At 73.5% G+C, this 17395-nt stretch carries 15 protein-coding genes; 12 read left to right on the plus strand and 3 right to left on the minus strand.

Features of this window, described 5'->3' with window-relative positions; all coding sequences use genetic code 11:
• The first annotated feature begins 14 nt into the window (after positions 1-14).
• The 6 genes from ACFXDE_RS12420 (at position 15) to ACFXDE_RS12445 (ending at position 8619) form a co-directional block, all read left to right on the plus strand.
• A complete protein-coding gene (locus tag ACFXDE_RS12420) occupies positions 15-2633 on the plus strand; it encodes an ATP-dependent Clp protease ATP-binding subunit (protein WP_380493463.1) in 2619 nt (872 codons plus the stop codon).
• 115 nt (positions 2634-2748) lie between these two features.
• Complete coding sequence (locus ACFXDE_RS12425; RefSeq protein ID WP_380493465.1) at positions 2749-4038, plus strand: sensor histidine kinase; 1290 nt, start codon at positions 2749-2751, stop codon at positions 4036-4038.
• Positions 4035-4712, plus strand: a complete 678-nt coding sequence (locus ACFXDE_RS12430; protein WP_380439344.1) for a response regulator — start codon at positions 4035-4037, stop codon at positions 4710-4712. Before ACFXDE_RS12425 ends, ACFXDE_RS12430 begins: the two co-directional genes overlap by 4 nt.
• Positions 4713-5000: 288 nt before the next feature.
• On the plus strand, positions 5001-5288 hold the full coding sequence (locus ACFXDE_RS12435; protein ID WP_380439346.1) for an SHOCT domain-containing protein: 288 nt from the start codon (positions 5001-5003) through the stop codon (positions 5286-5288).
• A complete protein-coding gene (locus ACFXDE_RS12440; protein WP_380493467.1) occupies positions 5285-6040 on the plus strand; it encodes an ABC transporter ATP-binding protein in 756 nt (251 codons plus the stop codon). The genes ACFXDE_RS12435 and ACFXDE_RS12440 overlap by 4 nt, the downstream gene beginning before the upstream one ends.
• Positions 6037-8619, plus strand: a complete 2583-nt coding sequence (locus ACFXDE_RS12445) for an FtsX-like permease family protein (RefSeq protein ID WP_380493469.1) — start codon at positions 6037-6039, stop codon at positions 8617-8619. Before ACFXDE_RS12440 ends, ACFXDE_RS12445 begins: the two co-directional genes overlap by 4 nt.
• A gap of 173 nt (positions 8620-8792) precedes the next feature.
• Here ACFXDE_RS12445 and ACFXDE_RS12450 read toward each other — a convergent pair whose 3' ends face one another.
• The 3 genes from ACFXDE_RS12450 to ACFXDE_RS12460 form a co-directional block, all read right to left on the minus strand.
• Entirely contained in the window at positions 8793-9674 is an 882-nt protein-coding gene (locus ACFXDE_RS12450; RefSeq protein ID WP_380493471.1) for a metallophosphoesterase family protein, read from the minus strand.
• A gap of 124 nt (positions 9675-9798) precedes the next feature.
• Positions 9799-10083: a hypothetical protein gene (locus ACFXDE_RS12455; RefSeq protein WP_380439354.1), complete on the minus strand. Its 285-nt coding sequence runs from the start codon at positions 10081-10083 to the stop codon at positions 9799-9801.
• A gap of 75 nt (positions 10084-10158) precedes the next feature.
• A complete protein-coding gene (locus ACFXDE_RS12460; protein ID WP_380439356.1) occupies positions 10159-10314 on the minus strand; it encodes a hypothetical protein in 156 nt (51 codons plus the stop codon).
• A 163-nt stretch (positions 10315-10477) separates the two neighbouring features.
• On the opposite strand from ACFXDE_RS12460, the gene ACFXDE_RS12465 reads away from it, so the two are divergent.
• From ACFXDE_RS12465 to ACFXDE_RS12490, 6 genes are all read left to right on the plus strand, one after another.
• A complete protein-coding gene (locus ACFXDE_RS12465; protein WP_380493474.1) occupies positions 10478-11164 on the plus strand; it encodes a TetR family transcriptional regulator in 687 nt (228 codons plus the stop codon).
• A 177-nt stretch (positions 11165-11341) separates the two neighbouring features.
• A complete protein-coding gene (locus ACFXDE_RS12470) occupies positions 11342-12256 on the plus strand; it encodes a trypsin-like peptidase domain-containing protein (RefSeq protein WP_380493476.1) in 915 nt (304 codons plus the stop codon).
• Positions 12257-12395: 139 nt separating this feature from the next.
• Positions 12396-13919 (plus strand): S28 family serine protease, encoded by a 1524-nt coding sequence (locus ACFXDE_RS12475; protein ID WP_380493478.1) that lies wholly within the window; start codon positions 12396-12398, stop codon positions 13917-13919.
• A 199-nt stretch (positions 13920-14118) separates the two neighbouring features.
• Positions 14119-14814, plus strand: coding sequence for a TetR/AcrR family transcriptional regulator (locus ACFXDE_RS12480; RefSeq protein ID WP_380493481.1), 696 nt, complete (start codon positions 14119-14121; stop codon positions 14812-14814).
• Positions 14798-16432 carry an acyl-CoA dehydrogenase family protein gene (locus ACFXDE_RS12485; RefSeq protein ID WP_380493483.1) on the plus strand — a complete coding sequence of 545 codons (1635 nt, stop codon included), beginning with the start codon at positions 14798-14800 and terminating at the stop codon, positions 16430-16432. The genes ACFXDE_RS12480 and ACFXDE_RS12485 overlap by 17 nt, the downstream gene beginning before the upstream one ends.
• Positions 16429-17337 (plus strand): amidohydrolase family protein, encoded by a 909-nt coding sequence (locus tag ACFXDE_RS12490; RefSeq protein WP_380493485.1) that lies wholly within the window; start codon positions 16429-16431, stop codon positions 17335-17337. The genes ACFXDE_RS12485 and ACFXDE_RS12490 overlap by 4 nt, the downstream gene beginning before the upstream one ends.
• The last annotated feature ends 58 nt before the right edge of the window (positions 17338-17395 follow it).

Consider the following 17395-nt stretch of genomic DNA (forward strand, 5'->3'; position numbering starts at 1 on the left):
AGAGGTGAGCCGTCGTGACCATGCCCCCGTTCGGATCCAGCGATCCGTTCTCCGACCTGCTCAGCCGGTTCTTCGGGATGAGTCCGCTGGCCTCCCCGCCCGCCGTTCAGCGGGTGCCGATCGGCCGGTTGCTGAGCGAGTCGTCGCAGGAGCTGCTGGCGATGGCGGCGCACCGCGCGGCGGAGGACGGGAGCAGCGACCTCGACACCGCGCACCTGGCCTGGGCGGCCACCCGGGTGGAGCCCTCGCGCCGGATGCTGGAGCGGGCGGGCATCGATCCGGACGAGCTGTCCGCGGACCTGGAGCAGGCGCTGCCGTCCGGCCCCGTGCCGGCGGTGGACGGGCAGCCGGCACTCACACCCTCGGCCAAGCGCGCGCTGCTCGCCGCGCACGCCCGTTCGCAGGCGGCGGGGGCGTCGTACATCGGTCCGGAGCACATCCTCGGCGCGTTGCTGGACCAGGAGCGCTCGGGCGCGGGGGCGGCGCTGCGCAACGCGGCGCCCTCGCAGGAGGCGCTGAAGACGGTGCTGGACGGGCGGGGCGTCGGCGGGGAGCGCAGCAGTGCGGGCGCGCACCCGAGCGGGACGCCGACGCTCGACGAGTACGGGCGGGACCTCACCGAGGAGGCCCGTTCGGGCCGGCTGGACCCGGTGGTCGGGCGGGCCGAGGAGATCGAGCAGACTGTCGAGATCCTGTCCCGTCGCACCAAGAACAACCCGGTGCTGATCGGCGAGCCGGGCGTCGGCAAGACGGCGATCGTGGAGGGGCTGGCGCAGCGGATCGTCTCGGGGGACGTGCCGCAGAGCCTCAGGGACAAGCGCGTGGTCACCCTGGACCTGACCGCGCTGGTGGCGGGCTCGAAGTACCGGGGCGAGTTCGAGGAGCGGCTGAAGAACGTGATCGACGAGGTCACGGCGGCCGAGAAGAGCGTGGTCCTGTTCCTGGACGAGCTGCACACGGTGGTCGGCGCGGGCGGTGGCGGCGAGGGTTCGATGGACGCCGGCAACATCCTCAAACCGGCCCTCGCGCGCGGCGAGTTGAGCGTGGTCGGAGCGACGACGCTGGACGAGTACCGCAAGCACGTGGAGAAGGACGCCGCGCTGGAGCGCCGCTTCCAGCCCGTGCTGGTGCCGGAGCCGAGCGTCGAGGAGACCGTGGAGATCCTCCGGGGGCTGCGCGACGCGTACGAGGCGCACCACCAGGTGCGGTTCGGTGACGACGCGCTGGACGCGGCGGCGACGCTCTCGGACCGGTACGTCAGTGACCGCTTCCTGCCCGACAAGGCGATCGACCTGCTGGACCAGGCGGGCGCGCGGGTGCGGTTGCGCAGCCTGTCCGGTTCGACCGCGGCGACCTCGGTGCAGGACCGGATCACCAAGCTCAAGCGGGAGTTGGAGGAGGCCGTCGCGGACGAGGAGTTCGTGCGGGCCGCCAACCTGAAGACCGAACTGCGGCAGACCGAGGACGAGCTGGCGGCGGTCGCCGAGTCCCGTGAGGAGGTCGTCGCGGTCACCGCGGACGACATCGCGCAGGTGCTCTCCTCCCGGACCGGCATCCCGGTGGCGGAGCTGAACGCGACCGAGCGGGAGCGGCTGCTCAAGCTGGAGGAGCACCTGCACGAGAGGGTGATCGGCCAGGACGAGGCGGTCACCGCGGTGTCCCAGGCGGTGCGCCGCGGCCGGGCCGGGATGGGCGACCCCGAGCGGCCGACCGGTTCCTTCCTCTTCCTCGGGCCGACCGGCGTCGGCAAGACGGAGCTCGCGAAGGCGCTGGCGGCGCTGCTGTTCGGCGACCCGGACCGGATGGTCCGCTTCGACATGAGCGAGTTCCAGGAGAAGCACACCGTCTCCCGGCTGGTCGGCTCGCCGCCCGGGTACGTCGGCTACGACGAGGCCGGGCAGCTCACCGAGGCGGTGCGCCGCAAGCCGTACAGCGTGCTGCTGTTCGACGAGGTGGAGAAGGCGCACCCGGACGTCTTCAACCTGCTGCTCCAGGTGCTGGACGACGGGCGGCTGACCGACTCCCAGGGGCGTACGGTCGACTTCCGCAACACCGTGGTGATCATGACGAGCAACATCGGTTCGCAGCGGATCCTCGACCACGCGGGGAACGTCGACGAGATCCGTGACGACCTCATGCGGGACCTCCGCCTGCACTTCCGGCCGGAGTTCCTCAACCGGATCGACGAGGTGATCGTCTTCCACGCGCTCACGCGCAAGGACCTGCTGTCCGTCGTCGACCTGCTGCTGGAGCGCAGCCGGCGCCGGCTGAGGGCGCAGGACGTGCGGCTGGAGGTGACCGGGGCGGCCAAGGAGTTCCTGGTCAACCGGGGGTACCAGCCGGAGTTCGGGGCTCGGCCGCTGCGCCGGACGATCCAGTCGGAGCTGGACAACCGGGTGTCCAACCTGCTGCTGGACGGCACCGTGCGGGAAGGGGACACGCTGATCGCGGACGTGGGGGAGGGCGGTCTGGTGGTCACACTGGCGCGCCCGGAGCCGTCGGCGACCTTCGAGGAGGCGGAGGCGGAGGCGGCGGTCGGGGCCGGGACCGGAGCCGGGACCGGAGCCGGGACTGGGGTCGGGACCGGGGCCAGGGCGGCCGATGCGGAGGCCGGCGCGGCTGCGAGGGGGTGAGCCGCGGCAGCCGGGTTCCGGGCGTGGCCCGCAGGGGTGTACTCCCGGGGGAGTACGCCCGAACGCCACTGGTGGAGGACGCGCGCGGGCGGGGCGCGGGTCTAGCCTTCCGGGCATGATGCCGCCGATGTCCCCGCCGCCGTCGGAGCCGCCGCCCGGTCGGAGCGGGGCCGAGCCCGGTGCCGCGGACGGCCCCACGCCCGCCGACGGTCCGGCCGGGCCGCCGCCCGAGCCGTGGCGTCCGCCGTGGGTGCGGGGTGCCTGGGGCGGCCGGTCGCTGGGGCTCGCGGTGGGCGTCGCCGTGGCGCAGGTGGTCGGGTCGTCGTTCGCCGGGCGGCACCAGAGCGGGCGGGTCCCGCTGGACGCGTTCGGCTACGTCCTGCTGCTGCTCGGCCCGGCCCTGCTGGTGGTGTGCCGCAGCCGGCCGGTGCCGGCGGTGGCGGGCACCTCCGTCGTCACCGCGGGGTACCTGGCCGCCGGGTACCCGTACGGGCCGGTGTTCGCGAGCTGGCTGATCGCCTGCTGCTCGGCGATCGCCTGCGGGCACCGCAGGGCGGCCTGGGCGGGGATGGCTGGGGTGTACCTGGTGCACGTCCTGGTCACCTTCGTGCTGCCGGACGGCTGGCAGCGCGTGCCGCGCACAGCGTTCTCGTGGCAGCAGGAACTCGGCCTGCTGGCCTGGCTGTTGCTCGTGCTGGCGATCGCCGAGATCATCCGGTTCCGGCGCGAGCGGATCGCCGCCCACCGGGCCTACCGGCAGCAGCTGGAGCAGCGCCGGGCCAACGAGGAACGGCTCAAGATGGCCCGGGAACTGCACGACATCCTGGCCCACAGCCTGTCGCTGATCAACATCCAGGCGGGGGTCGGGCTCGCGCTGCTGGACCAGCGGCCGGAGGAGGCCCGCGCGGCGCTGGCCACCATCAAGTCGACCAGCAAGGAGGCGCTCGGCGAGGTCCGCCAGGTGCTCGCGACGCTGCGCGGGCCCGGGGCGGCGCCGCGCGGCCCGGCGCCCGGGCTGGCCCGGCTCGACGAACTCACCGACCAGGCCGACCGGGTGGGGCTCACGGCCGAGGTGCACGAGCTGGGCGACCGGCGGCCCCTGAGCGCCGCGGCCGACCTCACCGCCTTCCGGATCGTCCAGGAGGCGCTGACCAACGTCGTCCGGCACTCGGCGGCGCGCGAGGCGGTCGTCGTCCTGGACTGGACGGATCCGGAGGCGCTCGTCGTCAGGGTCGAGGACCCGGGCCCGGCGGTGCTCGGCGACGCCGGCGGATCGGGCAGCGGGCTGGCCGGCATGCGGGAACGGGCGGGCGCGTTCGGTGGCACCATCTCCGCGGGAGCGCTGCCGGGCGGCGGCTTCCGGGTACGGGCGGAGCTGCCGACACCGAAGGCGGAGGGCGAGTGATCCGGGTACTGCTGGCGGATGACCAACTGCTGGTGCGGGCGGGCTTCCGGGCCCTGCTGTCGCTGCAGGACGACATCACCGTGGTCGGGGAGGCGGACGACGGCGAGGCCGCGGTGCTGCTCGCCCGCGAACTCGTGCCGGACGTCGTCCTGATGGACATCCGGATGCCGCGGATGGACGGCCTGGAGGCGACCAGGCGGATCGCCGAGGACCCTTCGCTGTCCTCCGTCCGGGTGGTCGTGCTGACCACCTTCGAGCTGGACGAGTACGTCTTCGAGGCGCTGCGGTCGGGGGCCGCGGGTTTCCTGGTCAAGGACACCGACCCGGCCGACCTGCTCCGCGCGATCCGGGTCGCCGTCGCGGGGGACGCGCTGCTCTCCCCGGGCGTGACGCGGCGGCTGATCGGCGAGTTCGCGGCGCGTTCGAAGGCGCCGGAGGCGGCGCCGGCCGGGCTGGCGGACGTCTCAGGGCTCACCGAGCGGGAGCGCGAGGTGCTGGCGCTCGTGGGGATGGGGCTGTCGAACGAGGAGATCGCGCGGCGGCTGGTGGTGAGCCCGCTGACGGCGAAGACGCACGTCAGCCGGGCGATGGTGAAGCTCGGCGTGCGGGACCGGGCACAACTCGTCGTGCTCGCCTACGAGTCGGGGCTCGTTCGGCCGGGCTGGCTGGGCTGAGCGTCCGGGGCCCGGCGCTCCTCCCGGCGGCCGGGCCGCCCCCGGCCGCCGCCTCCCCGGCGACGTTTCGTCCCTCTCCGGCTACTTCCTCCCGGCTACTTCCTCCCGGCTGCTTCCGCTCCGGCTACTTCCTCCCCGGCGTGTCGCAGCCCGCTCGTACTCCCTCGGGAGTACCCCAACTGCCTCTGCCGGTGGGACGCGTGATGAGACCGCCCGGCGGGACGCTCTAGTCACCTCGGGAAACCGCCCGAGGTCCTGGAGGCCCCACGCCGAGGAGATGAACCACCCATGTACACGCTGCTCGCCGACTGGGACGGGCACGGGCCCGGTCCCTGGATCCTGTTCTTCCCGCTGATCTGGATCGCCGTCGTGTTCCTGGTGATCTTCGTGCTGCGCCGGACGGTCTGGCGCCGCGGCTGCGGGTACCGCGCGGGCGCCGACCACCCGCTGGCCGTCCTCGGCCGCCGCTACGCCGAGGGCGACATCGACGCCGAGGAGTACCGCTCGAAGCGGGCCGTGCTCAGCGAGTCGCCGCGGTCGCCGCGCGACGGGGCGGGGGGAGGTGCCGGGAAGTGACGACCCTCGACGTCCTGCACGGCACCGCCGCCCGGGTCGCCGACGCCGTGAAGGTCTACGGCGTCGGCGGCACGGAGGTCCGGGCGCTGGACCGCGTCACGGTGGAGTTCCCGGCCGGGCGCTTCACCGCGATCATGGGACCGTCCGGCTCGGGCAAGTCCACCCTGATGCACTGCGCGGCCGGCCTCGACACCCTCACGGCCGGCCGCGCGTGGATCGGGGACACCGAGCTCGGCCCACTGGGCGACCGGCGGCTCACGCTGCTGCGCCGGGAGCGGCTCGGCTTCGTGTTCCAGGCGTTCAACCTGGTGCCCACGCTCACCGTCCGGGAGAACATCACCCTCCCGCTGGACCTCGCCGGGGCCGCCCCCGACGAGGCCTGGCTGACGACCCTCATCGACGTCGTCGGCCTCGGCGACCGGCTGCATCACCGGCCGAGCGAGCTCTCCGGCGGCCAGCAGCAGCGGGTCGCGGTGGCCCGGGCGCTGGCCGGGCGGCCGCAGGTGGTCTTCGCCGACGAGCCGACGGGCAACCTCGACTCCCGCACTGGCGGCGAGGTCCTCGGCCTGCTGCGCCGCGCGGTGGACGAGATGGGCCGGGCCGTCGTCATGGTCACCCACGACCCGACGGCGGCCGGGTACGCCGACGAGGCGCTGTTCCTCGCCGACGGACGCCTGGTGGACCGGATGGAGCGGCCCACGTCCGGGCTGGTGCTGGACCGGATGAAGGCCTTCGAACGGGGGCGGTCGTGACGGTCCTCGACCCGGTCGTGCTGCGCCTCGGCCTGCGCTCGCTGCTCGCTCACAAGCGGCGGCTGGCCGGCACGCTCCTGTCCATCCTGCTCGGCGTCAGCTTCCTCACCGGCACGATGGTGCTGGGCGACACCCTGCGGGCCAACTTCGACACGCTGTTCGCCGATGCCAACGCGGGCACCGACGTCGTCGTGCGCAGCGCCGACGTGCTCGACTCCCCGGGGACGGCCGGCGGTGTCCGGGCACCGGTGGACGCGGCGCTCGCCGACCGGCTGCGCGCCGTGCCCGGAGTCGCGGCCGCCGAGCCGTCCGTCCAGGGCGCGGGCCAACTCGTCGGCGCCGACGGCAGACCGATCGGTGGCCAGGGCCCGCCCACCCTCGCGGGGAACTGGCTCGCCGACGGTCGGCTCAACCCGTACCGGCTGGCCGAGGGCCGGGCGCCGGCCGCCCCGGGCGAGGTCGTGATCAACCGGGGGGCCGCCAAGAGCGGTGGGCTGCACGTCGGTTCGACCACCGTGCTGCGCACGCCCGATCCGGTGCCGGTCACCGTCGTCGGCATCGCGACCTTCGGCGCGAGCGCGGACGGCATGGGGCCGAGCACGTTCACGGCGATGACGTTCGCGGACGCCGAGCGCCACCTCACTCCCGAGGGCGCGGGGCAGGCCAGTTCGATCCAGGTCCGTGCGGCGGGCGGGGTCTCCCAGCAGGAGCTGGCGGCCCGGATCGCGCCGCGGCTGCCGGCCGGGGTGCAGGCGGTCACCGGCGCGGCGGCCACCCGGGAGAGCACCCAGCAGCTGTCCGGGCGCTTCCTGAGCATGTTCACCACGCTGCTGCTGGTCTTCGCCGGGATCGCACTGCTGGTGGCCACGTTCACCATCCACAACACCTTCGCGATCGTGGTCGCCCAGCGGACGAGGGAGAACGCGCTCCTGCGGGCGCTCGGCGCGGTCCGCGGCCAGGTGCTCGCGGCGACGCTCGCCGAGGCCCTGGCGGTCGGCGTGCTGGCCTCGCTCGGCGGGCTGCTGGGCGGGATCGGGGTGGCGACCGGGCTCAAGGCGCTGTTCTCGGTGCTCGGCTTCGCGCTGCCGACCGGCGGCATGGTGATCAGCACCGCAGCGGTGGTGCTGCCGCTCGCGGTCGGGACGCTCGTCGCGGTGGGCTCGGCGCTGCTGCCCGCCGTGCGGGCCGGGCGGACGGCACCGCTGGCGGCGCTGCGCGAGACCGGCGTCGACCGGGCGGCCCAGGGGCGTTCGGGCGTCCTGCGGGTGCTGCTCGGGGGCCTGCTGATCGCGGGCGGGGTGCCGGCGGCGGTGCTCGGTGCCACGGACGGTCCGTCGGTGCTCCTGACGGCCGGCGGGGCGCTCGCGGTGCTGGTCGGCGTGGTGGTGCTCGGGCCGGTCGCGGCGGCGTTCGCGGTACGGGTCCTGGGTGCGCCACTGCCCCGGCTGCGCGGGGTCTCCGGCACCCTGGCCCGTCGCAACGCGGCCCGCAACCCGCGCCGGACGGCGGCCACGGCGAGCGCGCTGATGATCGGGGTCGCGGTGGTGACGCTGTTCACCGTCTTCGGTGCGTCGATCAAGGCCACCCTGGACGACACGGTCGACAAGTCCTTCGCGGGCGATCTCGCCGTCACCGCACCGTCGTTCGGCGCGGGCGGCAGCGGGATCAGCCCCAGGGCGGCCGACGCGCTCGCGGGACTGCCCGAGGTGCGGCAGACGGTCGGCCTCGGCCGCGGCGTGGCCCGGATCGACGGTCACGGCCGGGTGCTGGACGTCACCGATCCGGCCCGCCTGGCCGGGATCGTCGACCTCGGCCGGGTCGAGGGCTCGCTGGACGCGCTCGGCACGGACGGACTGGCGGTCTCCCGCGGCGAGGCGGAGCAGCAGGGCTGGAAGCTCGGCCAGAGCGTGACGGTCGGCTTCGCGGACGGCGCGAGCGGTCCCTTCACCATCCGCGCGCTCTACGAGGGCGGCGGGCTGGCGGGGGACTACCTGATAACCCGCCAGGCCTGGGCGCCCCACCGGGGGCAGGACAGCGACACCCTGGTCGCGGTCGGGCTGCGGGCCGGAGTCTCCCCGGCGGCCGGCAAGGCGGCGGTGCAGCAGGCGCTGGTCCCGTACGGCGGTCCGCAGGTGCAGGACCGGGCGGAGTACGCGGCGAGTGCGGCCTCCGGGGTCGACACGATGCTCTCGGTGGTCTACGCCCTGCTGGCGCTGGCGGTGCTGATCGCGCTGCTGGGCATCGCCAACACGCTGACGCTGGCGGTGCACGAGCGGACCAGGGAGCTGGGCCTGCTGCGGGCGGTCGGCCAGACCAGGGCGCAGCTGCGGGGCATGGTGCGCTGGGAGTCGGTGCTGGTGGCCGCCTTCGGGACGGTCGGCGGGCTCGGCCTCGGGGCCTTCCTCGGCTGGGCGCTCGTGCGGGCCTCCGACAGCGCGGGGACGGGCTCGTTCGCGATGCCGCCGGTGCAGCTGGCGGTGGTTCTGACGGCCGGTCTGCTGGCGGGCGCGGTGGCCGGGCTCCGCCCGGCGGGCCGGGCGGCACGGCTGGACATCCTGCGGGCGATCGCCACGGACTGACCGGCGGGAGAGCGTGGGACCACAGGGAGGTGACCGAAGAAGAGCCCAGGCCGAAGAAGTGCCGACAGCGAAGAAGGGCCCAGGACGAGGAAGGGCTCAGCGGAAGGAGGGCCAAGGAACGGACATGGTGAACGCCCCAGGAGAAGGCACCGACCCGGCACCCGGCCGCGACGTCAGTCCGCCGCCCGCGGGAACACCTCCCGCAGCAGCGGGTCCGGCAGGCCGCGGCGGCGCCACTCGCGCGGGTAGCCGAGCGAGACCTCCTCGAAGGGCACGCCGTCGTAGCTGGTCTTGCGCGGGATGTGGAGGTGGCCGTAGATCATCGCGGCGGTGTTGAAGCGGCGGTGCCAGTCGGCCGTCAGCTCGGTGCCGCACCACTGGGCGAACTCGGGGTACCAGAGGATCTCGGTGGGCTGGCGGACCAGCGGGTAGTGGTTGACCAGGACGAGCGGCAGGTCCGGGTCGCAGGCCGCGAGCCGCTGCTCGGTCAGCCGGACGCGCTCGCGGCACCAGGAGTCGCGGTCCGGGAACGGATCGGGGTGCAGCAGCCGCTCGTCCGCGCACACGATGCCGCACTCGTAGGCGGCCGCCAGGGACTCCTCCTTGGTGGTCGTGCCCGGCGCACGGAAGGAGTAGTCGTAGAGGAGGAAGAGCGGGGCGACGGCGACCGGCCCGCCGGCACCCTGCCAGACCGGGTACGGGTCCTCGGGGGTGAGCACCCCGAGCCGGCGGCACATGGCGACCAGGTGCTCGTAGCGGGCCACGCCGCGCAACTGCACCGGGTCCTCGGGGTGGGTCCACAGCTCGTGGTTGCCGGGGGCCCACACCACGCGGGCGAAGCGTTCGGCGAGCAGTCCGAGCGCCCACTCGATGCTGGTGGAGAGCTCGGCGACGTCACCGGCGACGATCAACCAGTCGTCGGGGCTGGTGGGTTGGAGCTTCTCCACCAGGCCGCGGTTCTCCTCGTAGGAGATGTGCAGGTCGCTGACGGCGAGCAGCCTCCCGCCCGCCGCGCCGCTCCCCGGCTGCGCTCCGCTGCCGTACTCGGTCGTCACTCCTGCCCCCTGTGGTCACCGGTCGATGCCGCCACAGTACGGGGCAGGGCCGGGTTCGCGGGGCGGAACGGCGGAGCTCAGCGGCGCGCGGGGAGGCGGCCGGGCTCAGGGACGGGGGTCCGGTTCAGGAGCCGAACTCCATGATCACGCCGTGCGCCGAGACGGTGGTGGCAGTGAAGACGGCGAGCGCGGCGACGCCGAGCACGAGGCCGAGGACCGCCCGGCCGCGCCGCCGGGTGCCGCGGACCAGGGCGAGCGTGCCGAGGACGATGGCCAGCGGGCCGAGGACGATGTTGAAGATCAGCAGGCCGGGGAGGCCGAGCAGGAAGGAGGCGACGGCGAGGTTGTCGGCCTCGGTGACGGTCGCTTGGCTCGCGGTGGCCGGCTGGTGGTCGGTGACGGTGCTCATGACGGTGGCGGGTCCTCTCTGGTGAAAGGAGCGGAGAAAGGAGCTGGGTTGGAAGGAGCCGAGGGCGGCAGGGGCTCAGCGCTGCCGCAGGCGGGCGATGCCCTCGCGGGCGCCGAAGGCGAGCAGCCAGGCGGTGATGGCGGCGGAGGCGGTGAGGAAGACCGGGAGCGAGGTGTGTGCGGCGGCGCCGATCAGGACACCCATGGCGACGAGGGCGGAGAGCAGGATCACGGCCGACCAGTCCTTTCCGGTTTCGGCTTCGGTTTCGGGTTCGACGTCGGTTTCAGTCTCGGCGTCGAGCCTGACCCCGGTTTCGGTTGACAAGTGTTCACCGAGTTGGCCTCACTCTACGCCGGGCTGGCCAGGTTCGGCAAACAGTTGTTTACTGAATGGCGTGAATCACACCGAGGGGGCCGAGTCGCCCCGGAGCGCAGGGGCCGAGCAGCCCGAGATCGTCGGCGTCAGGCAGGCCCAGAAGCAGCAGAGCCGCCGGGCGCTGCTGGACGCAGGCCTGAGCCTGCTGGCCGATCAGAATCTCGCGAGCCTCGGCGTCCGCGAGGTCACCCGCGCCGCCGGGCTGTCCCCGGCCGCGTTCTACCGGCACTTCCCGGACCTCGCCGCGCTCGGCGTCGCGTTGGTCGAGGAGTCCCTGGCGAGCCTGCACCTCATGATCCGCTCGGTGCTCGTCGGGGAGGGCGGCGCCGAGGAACTGATCGACCGCGCGGTCGACGTCATCCAGCGGCACGTCCGCGAGAACCGTGCGCACGTGCGCTTCCTCGCGCGCGAGCGGCACGGCGGTGTCCGACGGGTGCGGGAGGCGATCGACGCCGAACTCGGCCGTTTCGCGGCGGAGGTGGGTGCGGCGCTCGGGCTCCAGCCGGTCTCGGTGGGCTGGAGCGAGGGCGACCTGCGGATGCTCGCCGAGTTGTACGTGGACCACATGGTGTCCACGGCCGCCGCGTTCCTGGAGGCGCTGGAGGCCCAGGAGGCCGATCCGGGCCGCGAGGGGCGGATCGCCGCGACGGCCCGGCTGCAGTTGCGCCTGATCAGCGCCGGTCGGCGCCACTGGCAGGGGAGTTGAGCGCACCGGCCGGCCGGAGTCGATGACCGCGGCCGGGGTGTGCTCCGGCCCTTCCGGGCGACCTCTCCGTTGACCTCTCTGTTGACCTCTCCGTTGACCTCTCGGTGGCGGCGGACCTCTTGACATCTAGTCATGTCCGCGACAGCTTTGGTGGACCCCCACACCGAGAGGTCTCTCATGAGGAAGCCGCTCATAGGCATGCTCGCGACGGTCCTGGTCGCCGGAGCCACCACGCTGGCCGGACTGGCCCCGGCACAGGCCGCCGCCCTTGTGAACGCCCCCCTGGCGAACGCTGCCCCCCTTGCGAATGCCGCGACGGGCGCCAAGGGCGCCATCGCCGCCCCCGCCCCGGCGGATGCCGCCGTCGACTTCACCGGCACGGTGGCGCTCGACAACTGTTCCGGGTCGCTGGTCCGGATGCCCGGCTCGGCAGGCAGTGACCCCGCACTCGTCCTGTCCAACGGCCACTGCCTGGAGTCCGGTATGCCCGGCCCCGGTCAGGTGGTCACCGACCAGCCGTCCAGCCGGACGTTCACCCTGCTCGACGGTTCCGGCGCCGACCTCGGCACGCTGAACGCCGTCAAGGTGGTCTACGGCGCCATGACCGACACCGACGTGTCGATCTACCAGCTCGACTCCAGCTACGACACGATCCAGGCGCAGTACGGGATCGCCCCGCTGACCGTCTCCGCCGACCACCCCGCCCAGGGGGCCGACATCCGGGTGGTCTCCGGTTACTGGAAGCGGATCTACTCCTGCTCGGTCGACGGTTTCGCCTACCAACTGCGGGAGGCGGACTGGACGTTCAAGGACTCGGTCCGCTACACGTCCGGTTGCAACGTGATCGGCGGCACCTCCGGCTCGCCGGTGGTCGACGCGAACAGCGGGTTGCTGGTCGCCGTCAACAACACGATCAACGAGAACGGCCAGTCCTGCACGCTGAACAACCCGTGCGAGGTCGACCAGGGTGGCGCGGTGACGGTCCACCAGGGCATCGGCTACGCCCAGGAGACGTACATCATCCCGCCCTGCTTCGGCGCCGGGAACGTCCTCGACCTCACCCTGCCCGGCTGTGCCCTTCCCCGCCCCTGACCAGCACCTTCCGCGATGGGCCGCCCGCCACCCGGCGGGTGGCCCATTCGGCCGTCCACCGGGCGGCCGCCGCACCAACCGCACCGCAGAGTAGTGCCGATGAGGCAGCTGTCATATCCGTTGACCAGATGGAGAGTTGATGAGCACCAGGTTCAGAAGACTGCTGGTTTCCGCCCTGCTGATACCGCTGCTGAGCGCCGGCGGCGGCCTGGCGGCCCCGGCGTTCGCTCAGGCCCCGGCGTTCGCTCAGGGCACGGCCGCGACCGCCGCCCACGCGCAGCGCGACGTGGCCGCCGACCCGACCGCGGACATCAAGGCCCGCCTCGCGGCGATCCCGGGGATGACCATCACCGAGGAGAAGCCGACCGACGCGGACCACCGGTACTTCCTCCTCACCTACACCCAGCCGATCGACCACTTCCGCCCCTGGCTGGGCACCTTCCAGCAGCGCATCAGCGTGCTGCACCGCGGCTACGACCGCCCGACCGTCTTCTACACCAACGGCTACACGCTGGGCACCACGCCCTCGCGCACCGAGCCGACCCGGCTGGTCGACGGCAACCAGGTCTCCATCGAGTACCGGTACTTCACCCCGTCGCGCCCGGAGCCGGCGGACTGGACCAAGGCCGGCATCCGCCAGGCGGCCGCCGACTCGCACCGGATCGTGACCGCGCTCAAGGAGATCTACCAGCAGGAGTGGCTCTCCACCGGCGCCAGCAAGGGCGGCATGTCCTCCACCTACTACCGCCGGTTCTACCCGGACGACGTGGCGGGCACGATCGCGTACGTCGCGCCGAACAACACCGACGTGAACGACGACGCGCCGTACTCCGAGTTCTTCCGGAACGTCGGCACCCCCGAGTGCCGGGCCGCGCTCGACGCGGTGCAGCGCGAGCTGCTGGTGCGCCGGGACCGGCTGGAGGCGCGCTTCACGGCCGACAACAAGGCGGCCGGCTCGACCTTCGCCGTCCTCGGTTCGGTGGACCGGGCCTACGAGGGCAGCGTGCTCGACGTGGTCTGGGGCTTCTGGCAGTACAGCCTGCAGTCCGACTGCGCGAAGGTCCCGGTGGCGGCCACCGCGACCGACGACGAGCTGTACAAGTGGTTCGACGCGCAGGAGGGCGTGACCAGCTCCAGCGACCAGGGCCTCGCCAAGTACACCGCGTACTACTACCAGGCCGCGACCGAACTCGGCGCGCCCTACTTCGACGTCTCGTACCTGAAGGACCTCCTGCACTACGACTACAAGGAGCTGTACGCGCCCCGCGCGTACGTGCCCAAGGAGATCCCGACCACCTTCAACCCGAAGGCGATGCCCGACATCGACCGCTGGGTGAAGCGCGAGGCCGAGCGGATCATCTTCGTCTACGGCGGCAACGACCCGTGGGGCGCCAAGCCGTTCGAGCTCGGCCGGGGCAGCGACGACTGCTACGTCTACACCGTTCCGGGCGGCAACCACGGCTCCAACATCGGCAAGCTGCCGGCCGAGGAGTCGGCCGCAGCGACCGCCAAGGTGCTGGAGTGGGCCGGCCTGGCGGGCGGCCAGGACGACGCGCGCTCGCTCGCGAAGTCGCAGTCGCAGGCACCGTCGTCGCAGTACCGGATCCCGCCGTTCGGCCCGCTCGACGAGGAGGGCCAGAAGCTGGAGCGCCACCCGCTCTAGTGCCGTAGCCGGGTACCACGCACGCAGGAAGGCCGCCTCCGCTCGGTGAATTCGAGGGGGCGGCCTTTCGCGTCCGGTTCTCGCTCCGGCTTTCGCGTACGGCTCTCGCTCCGGCTCTCGCTCCGGCTCTCGCGTCCGGCCGGACGCCGCCCCCGCCGAACCCCTCCCCGAAGCAGTGAATCGGTGCTTCAATGCTTCCATGGCCTACCGACGCACCCCCGCCGTCCAAGCCCGTCTGGACGCCCAGCGCGAGGCCGTGCTGCAGGCGGCCGTCGGCCTGCTCGCCGAGCGCGGGTACGGCGGCTGCACGATGGCCGCGGTCGCGGACCGCGCCGGGATCGCCACCGGCAGCGTGTACCAGCACTTCACCAACAAGGCCGAGTTGTCGGTGCAGTTGTTCCGCCGGGTGGTCACGCGCGAGATCGCCGCGGTGAACGCGGCCGTCGCCCGTCGGGAGACGCCCGAACAGCGGATCGCCGCGGTCGTGGAGACGTTCGCCGCCCGTGCCCTGCGCGCGCCACGGCTGGCGTACGCGCTGCTGGTCGAGCCGGCCGACGCGGTCGTGGACGCCGAACGCCTGGTGTTCCGGCGGGCGTTCCGCGACGTGATCGCGGCCGAGATCTCCGCCGCCGTGACCGCCGGGCGGCTGCCCGCCCAGGACCCGGTGCTGACCGCCGCCGCCCTGGTCGGCGCGGTCGGCGAGGCACTGGCCGGCCCCCTGGCCGCCGAGCCCGAGCCGGCCCGCATGGAGCCCCAGCCGGCCCCCGCCGAGCCCGAGCCGCCCCGCACCACCCCCGCCGGAGCCGGACCCGAACGGACCACCGCCGAGGTGGTCCCCGCCCTGGTCTCCTTCACCCTGCGTGCCCTGGGAGGACGCGATGACAGCGACGCATGAGGTCACCAACCAGGTGCCCCTGCCGTACGGACACGACACCGCCGCCGATCCGACCCTGCTCGCCGCCCTGGACCGGGCCGGCGCCGGCTGGGCCGAGCCCGAGCTGCGCGAACTCGGCCGACTGGCCGGCTCCGAGCAGGCCGCCGAGTGGGGCCGGCTGGCCAACGAGAACCCGCCGGTGCTGCGCACCCACGACCGCTTCGGCCACCGGATCGACGAGGTCGAGTTCCACCCGGCCTGGCACGAGCTGATGCGCACCGCCGTCTCCCACGGCCTGCACGCCGCGCCCTGGCGGGACGGCCGGCCCGGCGCCCACTCCGCCCGTGCCGCGAAGTTTTTCGTGTGGGGCCAGGTCGAGGCGGGCCACACCTGCCCGGTCTCGATGACCTACGCCGCCGTCCCGGCCCTGCGGGCGAACCCTTCCCTGGCAGCCGAGCTGGAGCCGCTGCTGGCCGCCACGGAGTACGACTTCGGGCTGCGCGAGCCGCGCACCAAGCGCGGGCTGATCGCCGGCATGTCGATGACCGAGAAGCAGGGCGGCTCGGACGTCCGCACCAACACCACCACGGCCACCGCGCACGCGGACGGCACCTACCGCCTGACCGGCCACAAGTGGTTCACCTCGGCGCCGATGTCCGACCTCTTCCTGACGCTCGCCCAGGCGCCGGGCGGGCTCAGCTGCTTCGTGCTGCCGCGCGTGCTCCCGGACGGCGGCCGCAACCGCCTCCACCTGATGCGGCTCAAGGACAAGCTGGGCAACAAGTCCAACGCCTCCGCCGAGCTGGAGTACGACGGCGCGGTGGGCTGGCTGGTCGGCGAGGAGGGCCGGGGCGTGCCGACCATCATCGAGATGGTCAACATGACGCGCCTCGACTGCACCGTCGGCGGCGCCTCCGGCATGCGCTACGGCGCGACCCGGGCCGTCCACCACGCCGTCCACCGGCAGGCGTTCGGCAAGGCGCTGGTGGACCAGCCGCTGATGCGCAACGTGCTCGCCGACCTGGTGGTGGAGTCCGAGGCCGCCACGGCCGTCGCCATGCGGCTGGCCCACGCCACCGACCTCGCCCTCGCCGGGGACGAGAACGAGGCGCTGGTACGGCGGTTGGGGCTGGCCGTCGCCAAGTACTGGGTCTGCAAGCGCGGTCCGGCGCACGCGGCCGAGGCGCTGGAGTGCCTGGGCGGCAACGGCTACGTGGAGGAGTCCGGCATGCCGCGGCTCTACCGGGAGGCGCCGCTGGTCTCGATCTGGGAGGGCTCGGGCAACGTCGCCGCCCTGGACGCGCTGCGGGCCATGGCCAGGCGCCCGGAGAGCGTCGAGGCGTTCCTCGGCGAGTTCGACTCGGCGGCCGGCGCGGACCGCCGCCTGGACGCGGCGGTCGCCGAACTGCGCAAGCAGCTCTCCGACCCGACGGACCTGGAGTACCGCACCCGCCGCCTGGTCGAGGCGATGGCGCTGGCCTTCCAGGGCTCGCTGCTCGTCCGGTACGGCAGCCCGGCGGTGGCCGACGCCTTCTGCGCGACCCGCCTCGGCGGCGACCACGGCGGTGCGTTCGGCACCCTGCCGCCCGGTGTCGACGTCACGGAGATCATCGACCGCGCCCGTCCGGTGCCCGCGTGAACGACCACACCGCGGAAGGCGCCGAGGCGGCGGCCGTCCGGGCGTTCTGGCGGGACCTCGGCCTGCCCGGCCTGATCGACGTGCACACCCACTTCATGCCGCAGAACGTCCTCGACAAGGTGTGGGCGTACTTCGACGCGGCCGGCCCGCTGGTGAACCGCCCCTGGCCGATCACCTACCGGGAGGCCGAGGAGCGGCGCGTCGAGCGGCTGCGGGAGTTCGGTGTCCGCGCGTTCACCTCCATGCTCTACCCGCACAAGCCGGGCATGGCCGCCTGGCTGAACGCGTGGGCCGCCGACTTCGCCGCCCGCACGCCGGACTGCCTGCACACCGCGACGTTCTTCCCCGAGCCCGGGGCGGCGGAGTACGTGGCGCGCGCGATCGACGAGGGCGCCCGGGTGTTCAAGGCACACCTCCAGGTCGGCGGCTACGACCCGGCGGACGCGCGGCTGGACGACGTGTGGGGGCTGCTGGCGGAGAGCGGCACCCCGGTGGTGACGCACTGCGGATCCGGGCCGGTGCCGGGCAAGTTCACCGGTCCGGGGCCGATCGGCGAGGTGGTGGCCCGCCACCCCGGGCTGGTGCTGGTGGTCGCCCACCTCGGCATGCCCGAGTACCGGGACTTCCTCGACCTCGCCGAGCGCCACCCGGCCGTCCGGCTGGACACCACGATCGCGTTCACCGACTTCGCCGAGGCCGACGTCCCGTTCCCGCGTGACGAACTCCCGCGCCTGCGCGGGCTGCAGGAGCGCGTCCTGCTCGGCAGCGACTTCCCGAACATCCCGTACCGGTACGTCCACCAGCTGGAGTCGCTGGCCGGGCTGGGCCTGGGGGAGGAGTGGCTGCGGGCCGTCTGCCACGACAACGCGGCGGGTCTGTTCGGTCTCGGCGGCCCGTCCGCGTAGGCCGCAGAACGATCGCGTGCAGCAGGTCAGTCGACGTCCGCAGCATCCGGACCACGTC

It is taken from the genome of Kitasatospora sp. NPDC059408 (assembly GCF_042751525.1).
Taxonomy (GTDB): domain Bacteria; phylum Actinomycetota; class Actinomycetes; order Streptomycetales; family Streptomycetaceae; genus Kitasatospora.

What these genes read in the sequence shown, in the direction of transcription:
- ACFXDE_RS12470 (WP_380493476.1), top strand. Translation starts at nt 11,342, where the DNA reads ATGAGGAAGCCGCTCATAGGCATGCTCGCGACGGTCCTGGTCGCCGGA.
- ACFXDE_RS12425 (WP_380493465.1), top strand. Translation starts at nt 2,749, where the DNA reads ATGATGCCGCCGATGTCCCCGCCGCCGTCGGAGCCGCCGCCCGGTCGG.
- ACFXDE_RS12455 (WP_380439354.1), bottom strand. Translation starts at nt 10,083, where the DNA reads ATGAGCACCGTCACCGACCACCAGCCGGCCACCGCGAGCCAAGCGACC.
- ACFXDE_RS12475 (WP_380493478.1), top strand. Translation starts at nt 12,396, where the DNA reads ATGAGCACCAGGTTCAGAAGACTGCTGGTTTCCGCCCTGCTGATACCG.
- ACFXDE_RS12485 (WP_380493483.1), top strand. Translation starts at nt 14,798, where the DNA reads ATGACAGCGACGCATGAGGTCACCAACCAGGTGCCCCTGCCGTACGGA.
- ACFXDE_RS12435 (WP_380439346.1), top strand. Translation starts at nt 5,001, where the DNA reads ATGTACACGCTGCTCGCCGACTGGGACGGGCACGGGCCCGGTCCCTGG.
- ACFXDE_RS12480 (WP_380493481.1), top strand. Translation starts at nt 14,119, where the DNA reads ATGGCCTACCGACGCACCCCCGCCGTCCAAGCCCGTCTGGACGCCCAG.